Source organism: Vibrio sp. 10N.286.52.C3 (assembly GCF_041468865.1).
Classification (GTDB): Bacteria; Pseudomonadota; Gammaproteobacteria; order Enterobacterales; family Vibrionaceae; genus Vibrio; species Vibrio crassostreae_C.
In genome coordinates this window covers 25,236-43,736 of record NZ_JBFRJM010000001.1, presented here as the reverse complement: position 1 = coordinate 43,736, position 18,501 = coordinate 25,236, and the positions used below count along the sequence as shown (strand labels likewise).

Genomic DNA, 18,501 nt, shown 5'->3' with positions numbered 1-18,501 from the left:
AGCAGATAAAACCAATAAATAGTGGTAACATTTCCCTAACAGATTTTATGGTATAGATTGAGAGTAAATGGAACTGGTAATGACTTGGTTGTGGGACAGGGTGTATGGCTACGGTATTTATATCGTTGTTGTATTGCTGATTGCTCTCATCTGCTGGCATCTCTATTCTCGTTATCAGTCGCATATCGAAACGCTTCTACTTGCTACCCCGTCGCCACTCTACTTTGTTGATGTTCGAAGTGGCGAAATACTCTATGCCAATCGCGAAGCCATGCAGTTGCTTGGTATCCGCCAAATCGGTGTTAATTTTCGCTTTCCTACTGTGGAAAGCGAGAACAGCTTTCGTCACTACTTAACCAACCACATCAACTCTCGAGCCTTCGAGCAGGTCTCCCTGTGGGCGCTTTCTGAATTTGAGTCGTTCAAGATCAACTTGATCGGTCGTAAGATCCATTTTAGAAATAAGCAGGCTTGGATGATTCACGCCTCACCTTATAAAAACACTAACGAAGAACTGTCCCAAGAAGTTCGAGAACTGAATGTTGCTCGTACCGCTTTGGATTCTTTGTCTGAGCTGATCTACGTGAAAGATCAGAAAGGTCAGTTAGTGACGAGTAATCGCTCGTTTAAAAAGTTTTGGCATGGTCGTGCTGAAGAGGGCACCCTGAGTGTTTCTGGTGGAGTATTAAAAGGTCGTGTAAGTGAACGCTCTTGGACTACAGATCAAGATGGAAAAAGCTGCTTGCTTGAAACCTACCAAAGTGTGCTGCTTTCCCAAGATGGAGAAACCATCGGCACGCTCTCTATTAGTCATGATGTGACCGATTGGCATGACATGCAGCAGAAACTGCGTGGCGAGATGGAGAAGCGAAAAGATACCGAAGTGGCACTTGCGCAGCGTGACACCATCTTGCAAAACCTCCTGGAGGCCAGCCCAGACTCGATTGGTATCTTTAATGAAAACATGGTTTATCAAGCGTGTAATAAACCATTTGTGGCTGCGCTGGGTATCTCTGAAGTCAGTGACTTGATCGGTAAACGTTTACAAGATGTGGTGCCACATAGCATCTATACGCGAATATCAGAAACCGATCATCAAGTGCTTCATCAAAGTAAATCACTGCGTTATATCGACAAAGTGGTCTCAAGTGATGGAACATTTACTTGGTATGATGTAGTCAAATCACCGTTTAGAGATCCAGCATCGAGCACTAATGGTGTGTTGATCATGGCGCGTGATATTACAGAGCGTTATCTAGCAGAACAAAAGCTTGAAGAAGCCAACCTTGAACTTGAACGCCTCAGCTTTATGGATAGCCTGACTAAAGTGTCTAACCGACGTCGTTTCGATGAACAGCTCTCTACACTGTGGCATTATCATGTGCGTGAGAAGCTGCCACTGACGATCATGCTATGTGATATCGACTTCTTTAAAGGCTACAACGACTTTTACGGACACCAACAAGGCGATGATGCTTTGATTCAGGTTTCTCAGGCATTTAAGCAGGTGTTGAATCGTTCATCTGATTGTGTGGCTCGTTATGGTGGTGAAGAGTTCGGCTTTATTCTGCCAAATACAACGACCGAAGGTGCTCAGCTGGTGGCGCAGCGTATTCATGATGAAGTCCTAAAATTGGAACTTGCGCATGAGAAGTCGACAGTCTCTGAATTCATCACGGTGAGTATTGGTATTATCTCTTACATTCCTACACCTGATGATGAAATGGAATCGGCTGTTGCCTTGGCTGATAGTGCGTTGTATCAAGCGAAATCAGACGGTCGCAACCGTTCAATGGTGCATCCATACTCAATTCGCTAACGCTATAAAATTGGCAATTTGATTATCCCCGGCTATTTTTGCTTAGTTAGTATTTGTATTGGTTAATTAACCTTCGAAATTACCGCTGAACACTTGCTGCGTGTGATGTAGCTAGCTTACCTCCCATCTTCAAACAGGGTAGAATGTTGCTAGTCTTATCGCATGGAGCGCTAAATGAAACCCATGAAAAATCTTGCCCAGTATTACGTGGATCTACTCGTAAAACTGGGGATTGTCCGCTTTTCTATCTTACTCGCCCTAGCGCTTGTTGCCCTCGCTGTTGTTGTGCAAGTCGGTATCACCCTTGCACTCAAAGGCAATGTTGATGACATCGACATTGTCCGTTCAGTTTTCTTCGGTTTAGTGATCACGCCTTGGGCGGTTTATTTTCTGTCAGTGGTCGTGGACCAGTTGGAAGAATCACGTCAAAGGTTAGCGAAATTGGTCTCTAAACTTGGCGACATGCGTGAGCGAGACCAAGAACTCAACAATAAAATGCAGCTCAATATCGAGAAGCTTAATCAAGAAATTGAAGAGCGTGAAAAAGCGGAAGAAGCGCGCGCAGAAGCAATGCAAGATCTCGAAAACGAGGTGTTCCAGCGCGAGCGTACTCAGCTTGAACTCGCAGAACGTACTGCACTGTTACGCTCGTTTATCGATGCCTCGCCTGACCTTATTTACTACCGTAATGAAGATGGTGTGTTCTCTGGTTGTAACCGTGCGGTTGAAGAGCTCACTGGTAAAACAGAAAAAGAGCTAGTTGGTTTAACTCCTTGGGATGTTTACAGTAAAGAGGTCGCTCAGCAAGTTGTTGAAACCGATAAGAAAGTATTTGCTGACAACCAAGCACTGACTTATGACCAATGGCTTGAATACCCAGATGGCCGCAAGAGTTACTTCGAACTGCGTAAAGTGCCTTTCTACAGCAAAGATGGTCGTCACTTGGGCTTGGTTGGTTTTGGCCGCGATATTACTGAACGTAAAGAGCATCAAGAGTCGTTAGAAAAAGCCAGCCGCGATAAGACCACCTTTATCTCAACTATTAGCCACGAGTTAAGAACGCCGCTCAACGGCATCATTGGCTTGAGCCGCATGCTGCTTGATAGCCAACTGACCACCGAACAGCGCAAGCAGATGCAAACCATCAAGGTGAGCGCGGTGACACTGGGTAATATCTTCAACGATATTATTGATATGGATAAGTTCGACCGCCGTAAGCTTGAACTCTTCCCTACGCCTATTAACTTTGAAGATTTCGTTGTCGAGATCGAAAGTATCTCTGCGTTGATGGCTGAGCAGAAAGGGTTAAGGTTCGATCTAGAAAGATTGTCTGATCTTCCAGCTGCTGTTGAGGTGGATGGTACTCGTCTTAGACAGGTACTGTGGAACCTTGTTAGTAACGCGATGAAGTTCACCAAAGATGGTGGAGTGGTGATGACAGTCAGCGCCGACATTGATGGTGACTTTGCCAACATTACGATGGAAGTGGAAGATACTGGTATTGGTATCCCTGAAAGTGAAATCGAGAAGATCTTCGCGATGTACTATCAGGTGAAATCGGGCACGGACAACTTGCACGCTGTCGGCACGGGTATTGGTCTCGCTGTCTCTCAACAGCTAATTAATATGATGGATGGCCACATTGAAGTCATCAGTGAAGAGGGCTTTGGCAGTACCTTTACGGTTTCGATTCGAGTTCCAGTGAATCACGATACTCAGGCTCTGATCAAAACGCCAAGAAAACAGTCGAATCTTAAGATCTTTATGGTCGAAGACATTGAACTCAATATCACAGTGGCTCGCTCTCTACTTGAAAGCCTTGGCCATGAAGTGACAGTCGTGATGACGGGTAAAGAGGCGCAAATTGCTTTCAATCCTGAAGACTATGATTTGGTGTTGTTGGATATCCAACTGCCAGATATGACGGGTTTCGATATTGCTCAATACTACCGCGAGAAATACAGCCAGCTACCGCCTTTGGTGGCGTTAACTGCGAACGTATTAAACAACAAGCAAGAGTACTTCCAGAAAGGCATGGACGAAGCGATCAGTAAACCTTTGTCGGTTCGAGCTATCCAAGATGTCATCAGTGAACTTATCGAAGATGCACCAGAGGTAATTGAGAAGGTAGCGGGCACCGATAAGGTTGAGAGCATTGATAAAGTCGACGCGAGTAAGCCTTTTCTTTCAGAAATTGATACCACTTTGCTTGATATTGATATGCTAGAGTCTTATGTTGATATTGTTGGACCGAAACCGGTTTTGGATAACATCGCGATGTTCGAAGATATGATGCCGGAGTATATGGAAATATTGAACTCCAACATGGTCGCGAAAGATAAAGCCAGTATCGTTTCTGAGGCACATAAGATTAAAGGTGCTGCAGGTTCTATTGGTCTGAAACGCATCCAACAAGTTGCCCAGAAAGCTCAATCTCCAGATTTGCCTGCGTGGTGGGAGAACATTTCAGATTGGGTTGATGAGATAAATAACGAATACCAGAATGACATTGAAGTTTTAAAGAGTTGGTTAAATCAAAGGTAGAAGAATAATGAAAAAATTAGCATTCGCCGCATGTGTAGTGGCATTAGCGGGTTGTTCTGCGCCACAAGTAGAATGGCAGCAAGATAATCAAGTCGAAGTATCTGCAGCAACAGTTACCATGAAAAGCAACCTTTGGCACAACAAGATGCCAACGATTGGCGAGACTCAAGATAAGACCCTACATGGTGCTATCTACCTAGAGTCAGACTCACAACTGCCAGCAACGCTTGCGGTTGAAAGTGTTACGGTTAAACAGGGTGCAGACACCTTGTTGGTAACGGCTGACGATCTTGATTTAAGAACACACAGTGAAACTCAATGGGAAGTCGCGTTTGTATGGCAGCTAGAAATCGACAGTGACAAGCCTGTTGATGTGGCGGTGGAACTTAAAGATGGCGAAACCGTGAAGTGGTTAGTAGAGAAAGACGTTAAGGTGGATACGGTTTACTAAAATCTTATCCAATTAAGAACAATAAAAAAGGGAGAATGCGTTGGCATTCTCCCTTTTTAATAACTATTGATGACGCTTCTAGTGTTCAAAACACTTACTGGTGAGTAGTGCTAAATGGTAAGAGGCGCGAATCGAATTAGTCTTCTAGGTCACCACAAAAGCGGTAGCCTTCACCGTGAATCGTTGCGATGATTTCTGGCGTACCAGAAACAGATTCAAAGTGCTTACGAATACGACGGATTGTTACGTCTACAGTACGATCGTGTGGCTTAAGCTCACGGCCAGTCATCTTCTTAAGAAGGTCAGCACGTGTTTGGATCTTACCTGGGTTCTCACAGAAGTGAAGTAGAGCACGGAACTCTGAACGAGGTAGCTTGTAGCCTTCGCCATCTGGGCTAACCAGAGAACGACTGTTGATATCTAGTACCCAACCGTTGAACTCATACTTCTCAACGCTACGCTTCTCTTCTTGAACAGAGCTTGTGCTCATTGAACGGTTCAGAAGGTTGCGTGCACGGATAGTCAGTTCACGAGGGTTGAAAGGCTTAGTGATGTAGTCATCAGCGCCGATCTCTAGGCCAAGGATCTTATCAACTTCATTATCACGACCAGTTAAGAACATAAGCGCTACGTTTGCTTGCTCACGTAGTTCACGCGCAAGTAGTAGGCCATTCTTACCTGGAAGGTTGATGTCCATAATTACAAGGTTAACTTGGTTGTCAGATAGCACTTGGTGCATCTCTTCACCGTCGCTAGCCTCAAAAACAGCATATCCCTCTGCTTCAAAAATACTCTTTAGAGTGTTACGAGTTACTTGCTCATCTTCAACGATAAGAATCTGCGGGGTTTGCATTTGGCGGTACCTAAATTTGTGACGAAACTGTGCTAATAGAATAAATTCTAGGCAAAAACATAACATACAGGTAATGTATTTTTGATGATAACTTAAAGTTTTCAAAAAAACACTTACTTCCAGCTATCTGCCTTCCTTGAAGTATTGCCCAATAACGTAGATCCAGTACGCCTTTCAATCATTCTTTTAGTGATTGGAGTGGATTCTATAATGTTAACAGCATGCTAACAACGCGAGAATGTTAATTCCATTCACTTTGTTGATTTACATCAATTGCCGTATCGCAACAAACTTTAATAGTATGGCTACAACTTAACCAATGTTATGGTGACTATTTAGCACCAAAACAAGAATGATTATTCGAGATGCTTCGCACATCTTGCCTGCTAAAGACCGGATTATGAACCAAGGAAGCTGAAAGCTGTCTTAAGAGTCTAGTAGATAAATATGCTCAATCAACTTTTATTGAGTAATAAATTGAGCATAGAACAATGAAAACAAAGGATTAATTTTAATAACATATAAAAGCATAGAGGCTAGCCTGACATAACCGGTAACGCCTTACTCACGGAGGATATATGCACGATATAACACCCGACTTGTGTGATGAGTTTGAAAGCGAAGTCACCCTACTGAACATGCCATTGCAGAACTTCGGCCAACGTGGTGCGTTCTTTGGAAAAATTGTAACAGTTCGTTGTTATCACGATAATTCCAAGGTTCGCGAGGTTTTAGAGACCGACGGCTGTGGCAAAGTGCTTGTCGTTGACGGAAATGGCTCATGCCAGAAGGCGCTGCTTGGCGATCAACTCGCTATTCTCGCGATAGAAAACGGTTGGGAAGGCGTGATTGTAAACGGTGCGGTGCGTGATGTAGGCATGATGTCGCAAATGGACCTTGGCGTTCAGGCGTTAGGTGCATCGCCATTCAAAACAGAGAAACGCGGTGTCGGCCAAGTGAATGTGACACTCTCTATACATAATCAACTGATTCAGCCTGGTGACTATATTTATGCCGATTGGAATGGCGTGTTAATTTCACCTGAGCTGTTAATTGAATCGTAACTGACTCAAATTGAATGCCGTTGATAGATTAGAACGGGGAATGGTTTGTGATGTACTAAAAGTTTGGATCTCAATCCGCACTAATCTGTTAATAAAGAACAAGCTAAAGAGACTAAAAGCGAAACCCTAGTCCCACTTCAACACCTTGCTGCCACTCTTCATAATCAAGGGTGGCATGCAAATCTAGGTTATCTGTTAGTTGCACTCGGCTGGAAACCTCTGCGGCTACCGATTTCTCATTGTCTTCGGTCTCGTCTTTATAGGTGTGTAGAGAACTGTTAAAAGAGACTCTTTCTGAGAACTGATAACTGACACCACTCAAGAATCCACTTTCCTGTTTCAGTGCCGCACTATTGATACGTGTACCGACGTAAAGATCCACATCTGAAAACAAGCTATAAGAGTAGCCACTGTCTATCTTCCAAGTATCGAAGCTTTCACTCGACGCGTTTTGTGTGGAGATAAAGAATTTATGAGAAGAACTATCGATCTGGCTGGGTAGTAGAGGCAAGCTATTCGCTGAACAAACAACAGGCATAGCAAAAGCCAAAAGAATAAGTAATCTCTTCATTTCCCACTCCTGATGTCATTATTATTGTTCTTCGAACGTTATCGTTCAATTAAAGCACAGAACTTGTACGTTCGCTGCACAATCGATATAGCATTTTGTTATGACTATATATGCAATTGATCACTCTTGCCTGTTCAATGAGTAAATCCAGTATCTTAAGTGAAGGTTTATACAGGGTGTTTTATCCCTTAAATGACGGTTTGCTCTGAAAAACGGTGCGAATGTAAAAAAAACGCAACTTTTCATTGACGTCCAGTGGTAAAAATTGATACACGTAGAGTAAAGCACAAGCAGAGAATTTGATATGCAGCACGTAAGCCACCTAGTAATGACCACAACCATTATTATTACCGACATTCACATTGTTGGGGCAGGCTGCTAAGTAACGGATTTTAAAAAAAAGGCCTGTATCCAACAAGATACAGGCCTTTTTTTGTACCATTTTTATGACTTATGGAGAAAGGGATGCGCGTTTTAAAGTTTGGAGGTTCATCATTAGCTGATGCAGATCGTTTTTTACGAGCAGCAGATATCATCGCTAATAATGCCCAGCAAGAAGAGCTAGCCGTTGTACTATCGGCTCCAGGAAAAACAACCAATAAGCTGGTTGCTGTTATTGAAGCTGCACTAAAAAATGGTGAAGCAGACGTACAGATCACCGAGATCGAATCATCATTCGCAGCATTGTTTGCAGAGATTCAAGCTGTATTGCCGTCAGTCGATGGCTCTGCATTTCAAGAGCAGGTCGATACCTCTCTTGCTCAACTTAAGCAGTTCGTGAATGGTATTAACCTACTGGGTATGTGCCCAAATCACGTAAATGCTCGCATCATCAGTAAAGGTGAGCGAATTTCAATCCAGTTGATGAAAGCGGTACTTGAAGCGAAAGGCCAGCCAGCAAGCCTGATTGACCCAGTTCAATACCTATACGCTAAAGGTGACCACCTTGAAGCGATGGTCGATGTGGATGTTTCAACTCAGAACTTCCGTCAATCACCGCTTCCACAAGGTCACGTGAACATCATGCCGGGCTTTACGGCTGGTAATGAAAAAGGTGAGCTAGTAACGCTTGGTCGCAATGGCTCTGACTATTCAGCAGCGGTTCTAGCGGCATGTCTACGCGCTGATTGTTGTGAGATCTGGACAGATGTCGATGGTGTTTACAACTGTGACCCGCGTTTAGTGGATGATGCTCGTCTTCTTAAATCGCTAAGCTATCAAGAAGCGATGGAGCTTTCTTACTTCGGCGCTTCGGTTCTACATCCGAAGACTATCGCTCCTATCGCGCAATTCCATATTCCTTGTCTAATCAAAAACAGCTTCAACCCACAGGGTGCAGGTACTTTGATCGGCCAAGACACTGGCGAAGATAACCTAGCAATCAAAGGCATCACTACGCTAAGTGACCTAACCATGGTTAACGTATCAGGCCCAGGTATGAAGGGCATGGTAGGCATGGCGAGTCGTGTATTCGGCGCGATGTCTTCTGCCGGCGTTTCTATCGTCCTTATTACTCAATCCTCTTCAGAGTACAGCATCAGCTTCTGTATTGAATCTGCTGATAAAGTGAAAGCGAAGCAAGTGCTGTCAGATGCGTTTGAACTTGAGCTGAAAGATGGTCTGTTGGAGCCTGTTGAGTTCATGGACGATGTCGCGATTGTTACGCTAGTGGGTGACGGTATGCGCACTTCACGTGGCGTGGCGTCTCAATTTTTCTCCTCTTTAGCTGAAGTGAACGTCAACATCGTTGCTATCGCGCAAGGTTCTTCTGAACGTGCGATCTCTGCGGTTATCCCTGAAGACAAAATCTCTGAAGCGATCAAAGCGTGTCACGAAAACCTATTCAACTCTAAGCACTTCCTTGACGTATTCGTTGTTGGTGTTGGTGGTGTTGGTGGTGAGCTTGTTGACCAGATCCAACGTCAACAAGGCAAACTGGCTGAAAAAGGCATCGTGATTCGCGTATGTGGTTTAGCAAACAGCAAAGGCTTGTTGCTAGATAGCGATGGTCTACCGCTAGAGCAGTGGCGTGATCGCATGTCGAGCGCGACAGAAGAGTTTAGCTTAGCGCGCTTAAATGCACTTGTTCAACGTAACCACATTATCAATCCAGTATTGGTTGACTGTACGTCTAGCGAAGGCATTGCGGCGCAATACGCTGATTTCCTAGCGGCTGGTTTCCACGTGGTAACACCAAATAAGAAAGCAAATACAGCGAGCATGGCTTACTACCATCAACTTCGTGAAGTTGCACGTAACTCACGTCGTAAGTTGATGTACGAGACAACAGTAGGCGCAGGTCTACCGGTTATCGAAAACCTACAGAACCTAATTTCTGCGGGTGATGAGCTTGAGAAGTTCAACGGCATTCTTTCTGGTTCACTGTCTTACATATTCGGTAAGCTTGATGAAGGTATGACACTCAGTCAAGCAACTAATATTGCTAAAGATAACGGCTTCACTGAGCCGGATCCTCGTGATGATCTGTCTGGTATGGACGTTGCGCGTAAGCTGCTTATTCTTGCTCGTGAAGCAGGCATGGCACTTGAGCTTGAAGATGTTGAAGTTGACCAAGCATTGCCACCGGGTTTTGATGATTCAGGCACGGTTGAAGAGTTTATGGCTCGCTTGCCAGAAGCTGATGCTTACTTCCAAGAACAGTCAGCGATCGCAGCAGAAGAAGGCAAAGTACTTCGTTATGTTGGTGAAATCGCCGATGGTAAGTGTAAAGTTCGTATCGCAGCTGTTGATGGCGACGACCCAATGTTCAAGATTAAAGATGGCGAGAACGCATTAGCATTCTACAGCCGTTACTACCAACCGATCCCTCTAGTATTGCGTGGTTACGGTGCGGGTACTGAAGTTACAGCAGCAGGCGTATTCTCTGATGTGATGCGTACTCTTGGTTGGAAATTAGGAGTTTAGGAATGAGTTCAAGTGATATGGATGTTGTTGTTTATGCACCTGCATCAATCGGCAATGTCAGTGTAGGGTTTGATGTGCTGGGGGCCGCTGTGTCTCCAGTGGATGGCGCGCTGCTCGGTGACCGAGTAATGGTTAAAGCAGGTGATGAATCATTCTCACTAAAAACAGCAGGCAGTTTTGTTTCTAAGCTGCCAACTGAAACCAAAGAAAACATTGTCTACGACTGCTGGGTGGTATTCTCTCGAGAGCTTGATAAAAAAGGCGTTGCGGTTAAGCCTTTGGAAATGACACTAGAAAAGAACATGCCTATTGGTTCTGGTTTAGGTTCAAGTGCCTGTTCAATTGTCGCGGCACTGGATGCTTTAAACCGTTTTCATGGTCAGCCCCTGAATGAAACTGAACTGCTTGCTCTGATGGGCGAAATGGAAGGTAAAATTTCAGGCGGTATCCACTACGATAACGTTGCACCCTGTTACCTTGGTGGTGTGCAATTAATGCTGGAAGAGCTAGGTATCATTAGTCAAGAAGTACCATGTTTTGATGACTGGTACTGGGTAATGGCGTATCCGGGCATTAAGGTTTCAACGGCAGAAGCTCGCGAGATTCTACCTTCTCAATATCGTCGCCAGGATGTGATTGCTCATGGTCGCCATTTAGCGGGTTTCATCCACGCGTGTCATTCTGGTCAGCCAGAGCTAGCCGCTAAGATGATCAAAGACGTGATCGCTGAACCATATCGTGAGAAACTGCTTCCAGGGTTTGCTGATGCTCGTAAATACGCGCTGTCAGCTGGGGCACTGGCTACTGGTATTTCTGGTAGTGGTCCAACTCTATTTAGCATTTGCAAAGAACAAGATGTCGCCGAGCGTGTTGCACGCTGGTTAGAACAAAATTACGTACAAAATGAAGAAGGATTCGTTCACGTTTGTCGCCTAGATAAGCAGGGTTCGATCGTTACAGGAAGTGAGTTATGAAACTGTACAACATCAAAGAAAATGATGAACAAGTCTCTTTTGGCCAAGCCGTTCGTCAAGGCTTAGGCCGTAATCAAGGTCTATTTTTCCCATCTGAACTGCCAAAGTTTGATGATATCGATGCGCTGCTAGCAGAGGACTTTGTCCCTCGTAGCTCAAAGATTCTGTCAGCATTGATTGGTGATGAATTACCAAAAGAACAGATCGACCAAATGGTGGATGCAGCGTTCCAATTCCCTGCACCAATCAACCAAGTAAAAGACGGCGTTTACGCGCTTGAGCTTTTCCACGGTCCAACACTGGCGTTTAAAGATTTCGGTGGCCGCTTTATGGCTCAATCTTTAGCAGCTGTTTCTGATGGTGGTCAAATCACTATCTTAACGGCAACATCAGGTGATACTGGTGCTGCGGTTGCGCATGCTTTCTACGGCATGGAAAACATCAATGTTGTGATTCTTTACCCGAAAGGCAAGATCAGCCCACTGCAAGAGAAGCTGTTCTGTACGCTTGGCAAGAACATCCACACTGTGGCGATTGATGGTGACTTTGATGCGTGTCAGGCTCTAGTTAAAGACTCATTTGATGACGCTGAACTGCGTAAAGAGATCGGTCTTAACTCGGCAAACTCGATCAACATCAGCCGTTTAATGGCTCAGATCTGTTACTACTTTGAGGCGGCTTCTCAGCTGACTAAAGAGCAACGTGAAAACCTCGTTATCTCTGTACCAAGTGGTAACTTTGGTAACCTAACGGCTGGTCTATTGGCTAAAGCGCTAGGTCTACCTGTTAAGCGTTTTATCGCAGCAACTAACGAAAATGACACTGTTCCTCGTTACCTAGAAACAGGTCAGTGGGATCCAAAACCGACTGTTGCGACAACATCGAACGCGATGGACGTAAGCCAACCAAACAACTGGCCTCGTATCGAAGAGCTTTGCCAACTGAAAGGTTGGGGCTTAGATACACTAGGCAAAGGTAAAGTATCTGACGAGCAGAGCGCTGAGTCAGTTCGCGACCTAAAAGCACAAGGTTACCTATGTGAACCACATGGTGCGATTGCTTACCGTCTACTGGAAGAGCAACTGCAAGAGAACGAAACTGGCTTGTTCCTGTGTACAGCACACCCAGCGAAATTCAAAGAAGTGGTTGATGACATCCTAGGTTCTGATATCGAACTGCCTGGCCCGCTAGCAAAGCACGCGGCGATGGAATTGTTGTCTGAAGATCTTGATAACGATTTTGAAGCGCTAAAAGCTGTGCTTCGTCGAGTTCAACCGTAACGTCCATTTGTTTTTCGAACAAATAAAAACGGCGCTCAATGAGCGCCGTTTTTGTATTCTAATTTAAGCTCTAAAAATTATAGAGACTCAGTGAACGTACGTGCGATAACGTCACGTTGCTGTTCAGTTGTTAGAGAGTTGAAACGTACAGCGTAACCCGATACACGGATAGTTAGCTGTGGGTAGTTCTCTGGGTGAGCAACTGCGTCTTCTAGCGTTTCACGCTTAAGAACGTTAACGTTTAGGTGTTGACCACCTTCGATGCGTGGTGCTGCTTCGATTGCAACTTCACGGCTTTCGTACTCGCCTAGGTCTGCAGCTGAGATAACTTGGTCAGCTTCGAAACCTGCAGTAGCAACAACACAACGAGCTTCATTCTTCTCGCTATCTAGTAGCCAGATTGAGTTTAGTAGGTCATCGTTTGCTGCTTTAGTAATTTGAATACCTTGGATCATAACTATCTCCTAGTCCACTGAATGTGGTTTGATTATGGTGTTAACTTTCGATTTTTATTGAGCTGGGTAATGTATACCTAATATTAGTAAGGTTAACATTGATTTAAGTCAAAAAACAACCAAAAACCATATTTTTACAAAGGTGATTATATTGAGGTAAATCAATAAAACCTTTGAAAACAAAGTAATTACAAAATATTTTAAAGTATAAAAAATATTTAACAGTCATATTTGTTGTAAGTTTACTACATTTATTGTGTTTTTATTGAACTACAACCGATACGACCCTTTATTTATTAAGCATTCTGAAAGTGTAAAGTGATTTAATGACAAACAATAATTCATCCTCAAAACCGGAAACAAATATTAAGTTTATTGGCGCTCATGTCTCGGCTGCTGGTGGAGTTGATCAGGCGCCTATGCGTGCACGTGAAATTGGCGCCAATGCGTTTGCACTGTTTACCAAGAACCAGAGACAGTGGGCGGCAAAACCGCTAGAAGCGAAAACCATTAGTGCCTTTAAAGCTAATTGCAAAATGTTGGGCTTCGGTGCTGAGCACATTCTTCCTCATGACTCCTACCTTATTAACCTAGGAGCACCAGAAGAAGAGAAGCTAGAGAAATCACGCGCGGCTTTTATTGATGAAATGGAGCGTTGTAATCAACTTGGATTAACGCTTTTGAATTTTCATCCTGGGAGTCATTTAAAGAAAATCTCAGAAAGCGAATGTTTGGCGAAGATCGCTGAATCGATCAACCTAGCTCATCAAGCGGTACCTGACGTAATCGCAGTGATCGAGAATACGTCTGGGCAGGGCACTAATCTGGGTTGGAAGTTTGAACATCTAGCAGAGATTATCGAACAGGTAGAAGATAAGTCACGTGTTGGTGTGTGCTTAGACACCTGCCATACGTTTACTGCTGGCTATGACTTACGTACAAAAGAGGCGTGTGAGCATACTTTTGCTGAGTTCGACCGCATCGTGGGTATGCACTATCTAAGAGCAATGCACATCAATGATTCAAAAGCTGAGTTCGCGAGCCGAGTCGATCGACACCATTCTTTAGGAAAAGGCGAAATTGGCTGGGATTGTTTTGAGTATATTGCCTCTGATTCTCGCTTTAATGGTATCCCTCTTATCTTGGAAACCATTGATTCGACGATCTGGAAAGAGGAAATTCAACAACTTAGAATGTTTCATCGCTCAGCAACGCTAGCGAGCGAACAAGCGTAATAATAGAGGGGGAAATTTATTTCCGTCTATTTCTAAAAATTGGCACATTTCTTTCATAGTATTAAAGTGAATATGTAGTTCACGATGTCTTAGAGGAGGTGCCTTTATGTATTCAATCACCCAAACTTCAACTATTGCTGTCGCACGCCGTTTACCTACACCAAACCGTCACGTGCATAACCACGGCCACCATCGTACACAGCAGAAAAGTGGTTAATCGAGATAAGCACAACTTGAACTGATTATTATGATTCATCAACAAGTGAACCCTACACATCATGTTTATTGATAGCTGTATGAGGTATAACTAGAGCCTTATTTAGGACAGTTAGCCGATACAGCTATTTTTTTGTCTGGCGAAAGCCGCTAGAAACCTTGATGATTGGGAAGTAAAACGATGACCGCACCAAAGACTTGGGAATCCATTATTAATGATGAACGTGATAAAGAGTACTTTCAGAGTGTCCTCGCGTTTGTTGAACAGCAACGTAATAGTGGTAAAACCGTCTACCCGCCACAAGAACAGGTGTTCAGTGCCTTTGATATGACGCCTTTCGAATCCGTGCGAGTGGTTATCTTAGGGCAAGATCCTTATCACGGTGCTAACCAAGCTCACGGCTTAGCATTCTCAGTGCTTCCTGGTGTGAAAATCCCACCTTCTCTACGCAATATGTACAAAGAGCTTGCACAAGATATAGAGGGCTTTGAGATTCCTAGTCATGGTTATCTCGATTCTTGGGCATCGCAAGGGGTGTTGATGTTGAACACAGTCCTTACAGTCGAAGAGGCAAAAGCACACTCACATGCTAAGTGTGGCTGGGAAACCTTTACCGATGCCATTATTGCTGAGCTCAATCAGCGCTCTGAACCGATCATCTTTTTGTTGTGGGGCGCACACGCCCAGAAGAAAGGTCAAGCGATTGATGACGACAAGCATCATGTGTTGGTTGCACCTCACCCATCGCCATTATCGGCACGCCGTGGATTCTTCGGTTGTCAGCATTTCTCTACAACCAACAAGCTGCTTTCTTCTATGGATCAACAACCTATTGACTGGCGTTTACCAACAGAAGTGTAGGTTGGTGGTTTTCTGAGCAGGGTCAAATCATAAATCAGCATATTCGTATACACTTATAAATAGTAGGTGTAATGGAGTGCAATACTATGATGATTGAAAGGATAAGACGAGAGCATGGCTATATGGCTCGTTTACTCGCGATACTCAACAGTAAGTTAGAGTTTCTGAAACAGGAGCGAGAAATAAACTATAGCCTGATCGCAGAGGTGGTTCATTACCTTATGAACCATTCAGACAAAGTGCATCACCCTAAAGAAGACGTCATTTATCGCTACTATCTTAAGCAATATGGCAGCGAGCAAGCGATTGAAGACTTGGAGTTAGAGCATCAATTGCTTTCTGAGAAAACGGCGGACTTTTTAGGTTTGGTCGATATGATCCTTCAAGATGCGGTGGTTCCTCAGCAAGTCTTTATTGAGCAGCTTGAAGCGTTTGTTAAGGCTCAGCGAAAGCACATGGAATATGAAGAGAAGCATGTGCTACCCATGATTGTTGAGGCGTTCACGGTGAAAGATTGGCAAGAAGTGGAGTCTCAATGGCTTCAACCGGAAGATGACCCTGTTTTTGGAGAGACCATCGCCGATCAATATCGCCAACTCGCGGCTCGGGTTCGACAAAATGAACAAGAGTGTGTTTAGCCCGTTGTAATGTTGAGGTGCACCTATTTTAGGTGTCCTCTATATTAGAGGGTTGGTTTCCAAATGGCGCTTTGAGCGGATTAACTACCTCAAAAAATAAAAAAGGCACCTATATAGGTGCCTTTTGCTATCTGATTTCTTATCGTGCTGATTAAAGCTTTATATCGTCAAGGCTAAAATCAAGACCTAGGTTCATCTCTCTCAGCTCTTTCTCAAGCTGCCTACGATCGTTGATGGCTTCGATTTCACGCCACTTACGCTTGAGTGGTTTCGAGCGTGATTTTTGAGTTACACGAGGCATTTCTAGTTCTGATACTTCATCGAATTGAAAGCTATCCATAAGCCATATCTCCTTCCGTGGGACTAGTTCTTACGAACCAATAAATATCATATTTAGGTTCACAATAACTTTGATTTGTTTCTCATTTGTTTCAAATCCATGAAGCTTTTGTTCTATTTTCTTATGCATGCTCACACATTGTGAGAATTGTTATGTATAAAAAACAGGCAAACAAACCTAAGTAAACGATTAAATTGGGGGTTATTGAATGTTAATTCATTGTGCGAATGGAATAGCGTTTTGACTACAATGCATTGAAGTGCACATGGTACCGTGCGGTATAGGGATCTCATTGGCCTAGAAAAAAACGAAGATCTTCACTATACCTTGTAAAACCTAGGCTGACGTCATTTTTATAGGATGATGTTCTTGTTGGGGTAGTGCCGTGGCTGTTGTTGATATTATGTCCCGATAATGTGACTTTTATTGGGCTGCATTGTTGAAAGTTGTGTTAACAAAAGGTGTGTTATTAGTGAAATGTCATTTTAATATAAATGTCTTTGCATATTGATTTTTAGGCCGTCTCGCTGCATTATCCGCCCGTCAAAAAATACACTGATACGTAAAATGGATGCATGAAGCGACATTTACAGTCTCAATCGCCGCAAGAATATAACAAGAGTGCCGACACAACATTGACAGAGGCATAGGCGATTAAGAGGAAGGCTAGGAAGCATGATCGGTGCTTAAACTCAATTACGAGGTTCACGTGACAGACTTAATCAATTTGATGAACGATCTCCTTTGGGGATCTATCTTAGTTTACTTACTGGTTGGTGTGGGTATCTACTTCACTGTACGACTAGGCTTCATTCAATTCCGCCATTTCGGCCACATGTTCTCTGTTCTTAGAAACAGCCGTAAAGCAGACAGTGCTGGTATCTCTTCTTTCCAAGCTCTTTGTACTAGTCTCGCTGCTCGTGTAGGTACGGGTAACATGGCAGGTGTTGCTGTAGCACTAACCGCTGGTGGCCCTGGTGCTATCTTCTGGATGTGGCTAATCGCAATGCTAGGTATGGCAACATCGTTTGCAGAAAGCACACTGGCACAGCTATACAAAACGCGTGATAACGACGGTAACTACCGCGGCGGCCCTGCATACTACATGGAGAAAGGCCTAGGCATGCGTTGGATGGGGGTTCTATTCTCTATCTTCCTCATCATTGCATTTGGTCTTGTATTCAACGCGGTTCAAGCGAACGCGATTGCAAGCGCAATGAATACGGCATTCGACCTTGAGCGTAGCTACGTTGGTGTTGGTATCGTAATCATCTCTGCGTTCGTTATCTTCGGTGGTATCCGTAAGATTGCACGCACAGCAGAAATCATCGTTCCAATCATGGCATTGGCTTACCTAGCGATCGCTATGTACGTGATGTTCGCGAACATCGAGAAAGTGCCTGAAGTACTGGCTCTTATCTTCAAGAGTGCATTCGGTCTGCAAGAAGCAGCAGCGGGTGGCCTAGGTTACGCAATCGCACAAGCGATGATTAACGGCATCAAACGTGGTTTGTTCTCGAACGAAGCGGGTATGGGTTCTGCGCCAAACGCAGCAGCTTCTGCTACGCCTTACCCACCGCACCCAGCATCACAAGGTTACGTGCAAATGCTAGGCGTGTTCATGGATACCATTGTTATCTGTTCAGCAACAGTCGCAATCATCCTGATGTCTGGTGAGTATGTACCACACGGTGAAGTAACGGGTATCGAACTAACGCAACGTGCACTAACAGCACAAGTGGGCGAATGGGGCGGCATTTTTGTAGCGGTAGCGATTTTCTTCTTCGCTTTCACTTCAATCATTGCAAACTACTCGTACGCTGAAACGAACCTTATCTTCCTTGAGCACAACAACAAGAAGGGCCTAGTGCTGTTCCGTATCGTTGTTCTGGGTATGGTTATGTTCGGTTCTCTAGCGACGTTACCAACGGTATGGGCACTGGCTGACGTATCGATGGGCCTAATGGCGATTGTTAACTTGGTGGCGATTATCCTGCTATCAGGTATCGTGATTAAGCTAGCGAAAGACTACAACCGCCAACTAGACGCGGGTAAAGTACCAACATTCGATTCGAATGACTTCCCAGAGCTTAAGTCTCAGCTGGAAGACGGTATTTGGGACAACAACAAGAAGTAATCTTGTTGGAGCGATAAACGGCTCATCCTAAAGTGATTAGAAAGGCTAAGGTTTCGACCTTAGCCTTTTTGTTTGCCTGTCATTTGTCTCATTCTGTCTATCGAAGCTCATTCTCCCTATCGAAGTAATAGGAAGAG

At 44.2% G+C, this 18,501-nt stretch carries 15 protein-coding genes, 1 pseudogene and 1 other annotated feature; of the genes and pseudogenes, 11 read left to right on the top strand and 5 right to left on the bottom strand.

The genetic code is table 11. From position 1 onward, the window contains the following. Window positions 1-67 precede the first annotated feature (67 nt). The 3 genes from AB4138_RS00190 (at window position 68) to AB4138_RS00180 (ending at window position 4,814) form a co-directional block, all read left to right on the top strand. On the top strand, window positions 68-1,819 hold the full coding sequence (locus AB4138_RS00190) for a diguanylate cyclase domain-containing protein (RefSeq protein ID WP_372304629.1): 1,752 nt from the start codon (window positions 68-70) through the stop codon (window positions 1,817-1,819). 174 nt (window positions 1,820-1,993) lie between these two features. After that, on the top strand, window positions 1,994-4,363 hold the full coding sequence (arcB, locus tag AB4138_RS00185; RefSeq protein WP_372123292.1) for an aerobic respiration two-component sensor histidine kinase ArcB: 2,370 nt from the start codon (window positions 1,994-1,996) through the stop codon (window positions 4,361-4,363). 7 nt (window positions 4,364-4,370) lie between these two features. Continuing rightward, window positions 4,371-4,814: a hypothetical protein gene (locus AB4138_RS00180; protein ID WP_017062884.1), complete on the top strand. Its 444-nt coding sequence runs from the start codon at window positions 4,371-4,373 to the stop codon at window positions 4,812-4,814. Window positions 4,815-4,950: 136 nt separating this feature from the next. Here the strand turns inward: AB4138_RS00180 and arcA are convergent, their stop codons facing one another. Then, window positions 4,951-5,667 carry a two-component system response regulator ArcA gene (arcA, locus tag AB4138_RS00175; RefSeq protein WP_004741534.1) on the bottom strand — a complete coding sequence of 239 codons (717 nt, stop codon included), beginning with the start codon at window positions 5,665-5,667 and terminating at the stop codon, window positions 4,951-4,953. 429 nt (window positions 5,668-6,096) lie between these two features. Next, window positions 6,097-6,198: pseudogene (locus AB4138_RS00170) on the bottom strand (ribonuclease activity regulator protein RraA); the annotation flags it as partial. Between the two features lie 47 nt (window positions 6,199-6,245). On the opposite strand from AB4138_RS00170, the gene AB4138_RS00165 reads away from it, so the two are divergent. Continuing rightward, the gene (locus AB4138_RS00165; protein WP_372304626.1) at window positions 6,246-6,731 is read left to right on the top strand and encodes a putative 4-hydroxy-4-methyl-2-oxoglutarate aldolase; all 486 of its coding nucleotides are present in this window, start codon (window positions 6,246-6,248) and stop codon (window positions 6,729-6,731) included. A 112-nt stretch (window positions 6,732-6,843) separates the two neighbouring features. Here the strand turns inward: AB4138_RS00165 and AB4138_RS00160 are convergent, their stop codons facing one another. Further along, on the bottom strand, window positions 6,844-7,302 hold the full coding sequence (locus AB4138_RS00160) for a hypothetical protein (protein WP_017070076.1): 459 nt from the start codon (window positions 7,300-7,302) through the stop codon (window positions 6,844-6,846). A gap of 317 nt (window positions 7,303-7,619) precedes the next feature. Then, window positions 7,620-7,738 (top strand) — a sequence feature (Thr leader region). Between the two features lie 29 nt (window positions 7,739-7,767). Here AB4138_RS00160 and thrA point away from each other — a divergent pair. Genes thrA through thrC form a run of 3 tightly spaced genes read left to right on the top strand, consistent with a single transcriptional unit; the run spans window position 7,768 to window position 12,481 of the window. After that, entirely contained in the window at window positions 7,768-10,227 is a 2,460-nt protein-coding gene (gene thrA / locus AB4138_RS00155) for a bifunctional aspartate kinase/homoserine dehydrogenase I (RefSeq protein ID WP_017087520.1), read from the top strand. A 17-nt stretch (window positions 10,228-10,244) separates the two neighbouring features. Continuing rightward, window positions 10,245-11,201: a homoserine kinase gene (gene thrB / locus AB4138_RS00150; RefSeq protein ID WP_372138495.1), complete on the top strand. Its 957-nt coding sequence runs from the start codon at window positions 10,245-10,247 to the stop codon at window positions 11,199-11,201. Then, window positions 11,198-12,481: a threonine synthase gene (gene thrC, locus AB4138_RS00145; protein WP_102394353.1), complete on the top strand. Its 1,284-nt coding sequence runs from the start codon at window positions 11,198-11,200 to the stop codon at window positions 12,479-12,481. Before thrB ends, thrC begins: the two co-directional genes overlap by 4 nt. Before the next feature lie 77 nt (window positions 12,482-12,558). Here thrC and grcA read toward each other — a convergent pair whose 3' ends face one another. Continuing rightward, window positions 12,559-12,936, bottom strand: coding sequence for an autonomous glycyl radical cofactor GrcA (grcA, locus tag AB4138_RS00140; RefSeq protein ID WP_017059315.1), 378 nt, complete (start codon window positions 12,934-12,936; stop codon window positions 12,559-12,561). A 326-nt stretch (window positions 12,937-13,262) separates the two neighbouring features. On the opposite strand from grcA, the gene nfo reads away from it, so the two are divergent. From nfo to AB4138_RS00125, 3 genes are all read left to right on the top strand, one after another. Next, window positions 13,263-14,171 (top strand): deoxyribonuclease IV, encoded by a 909-nt coding sequence (gene nfo / locus AB4138_RS00135; RefSeq protein ID WP_017062881.1) that lies wholly within the window; start codon window positions 13,263-13,265, stop codon window positions 14,169-14,171. Window positions 14,172-14,568: 397 nt separating this feature from the next. Continuing rightward, complete coding sequence (ung, locus tag AB4138_RS00130) at window positions 14,569-15,249, top strand: uracil-DNA glycosylase (protein WP_017059317.1); 681 nt, start codon at window positions 14,569-14,571, stop codon at window positions 15,247-15,249. Between the two features lie 86 nt (window positions 15,250-15,335). Then, a complete protein-coding gene (locus AB4138_RS00125) occupies window positions 15,336-15,887 on the top strand; it encodes a hemerythrin domain-containing protein (protein WP_017070073.1) in 552 nt (183 codons plus the stop codon). A gap of 151 nt (window positions 15,888-16,038) precedes the next feature. On the opposite strand, the gene AB4138_RS00120 is transcribed toward AB4138_RS00125, so the two are convergent. After that, window positions 16,039-16,227, bottom strand: coding sequence for a DUF3545 family protein (locus AB4138_RS00120; RefSeq protein ID WP_017059319.1), 189 nt, complete (start codon window positions 16,225-16,227; stop codon window positions 16,039-16,041). Window positions 16,228-16,936: 709 nt separating this feature from the next. Between AB4138_RS00120 and AB4138_RS00115 the strand changes: the two genes are divergently transcribed. After that, the gene (locus tag AB4138_RS00115) at window positions 16,937-18,364 is read left to right on the top strand and encodes a sodium:alanine symporter family protein (protein ID WP_032545312.1); all 1,428 of its coding nucleotides are present in this window, start codon (window positions 16,937-16,939) and stop codon (window positions 18,362-18,364) included. The last annotated feature ends 137 nt before the right edge of the window (window positions 18,365-18,501 follow it).

Coding starts and splice junctions, on each gene's coding strand:
- AB4138_RS00190 (WP_372304629.1), top strand. CDS start 68: ATGGAACTGGTAATGACTTGGTTGTGGGACAGGGTGTATGGCTACGGT.
- arcB (WP_372123292.1), top strand. CDS start 1,994: ATGAAACCCATGAAAAATCTTGCCCAGTATTACGTGGATCTACTCGTA.
- AB4138_RS00180 (WP_017062884.1), top strand. CDS start 4,371: ATGAAAAAATTAGCATTCGCCGCATGTGTAGTGGCATTAGCGGGTTGT.
- arcA (WP_004741534.1), bottom strand. CDS start 5,667: ATGCAAACCCCGCAGATTCTTATCGTTGAAGATGAGCAAGTAACTCGT.
- AB4138_RS00165 (WP_372304626.1), top strand. CDS start 6,246: ATGCACGATATAACACCCGACTTGTGTGATGAGTTTGAAAGCGAAGTC.
- AB4138_RS00160 (WP_017070076.1), bottom strand. CDS start 7,302: ATGAAGAGATTACTTATTCTTTTGGCTTTTGCTATGCCTGTTGTTTGT.
- thrA (WP_017087520.1), top strand. CDS start 7,768: ATGCGCGTTTTAAAGTTTGGAGGTTCATCATTAGCTGATGCAGATCGT.
- thrB (WP_372138495.1), top strand. CDS start 10,245: ATGGATGTTGTTGTTTATGCACCTGCATCAATCGGCAATGTCAGTGTA.
- thrC (WP_102394353.1), top strand. CDS start 11,198: ATGAAACTGTACAACATCAAAGAAAATGATGAACAAGTCTCTTTTGGC.
- grcA (WP_017059315.1), bottom strand. CDS start 12,936: ATGATCCAAGGTATTCAAATTACTAAAGCAGCAAACGATGACCTACTA.
- nfo (WP_017062881.1), top strand. CDS start 13,263: ATGACAAACAATAATTCATCCTCAAAACCGGAAACAAATATTAAGTTT.
- ung (WP_017059317.1), top strand. CDS start 14,569: ATGACCGCACCAAAGACTTGGGAATCCATTATTAATGATGAACGTGAT.
- AB4138_RS00125 (WP_017070073.1), top strand. CDS start 15,336: ATGATGATTGAAAGGATAAGACGAGAGCATGGCTATATGGCTCGTTTA.
- AB4138_RS00120 (WP_017059319.1), bottom strand. CDS start 16,227: ATGGATAGCTTTCAATTCGATGAAGTATCAGAACTAGAAATGCCTCGT.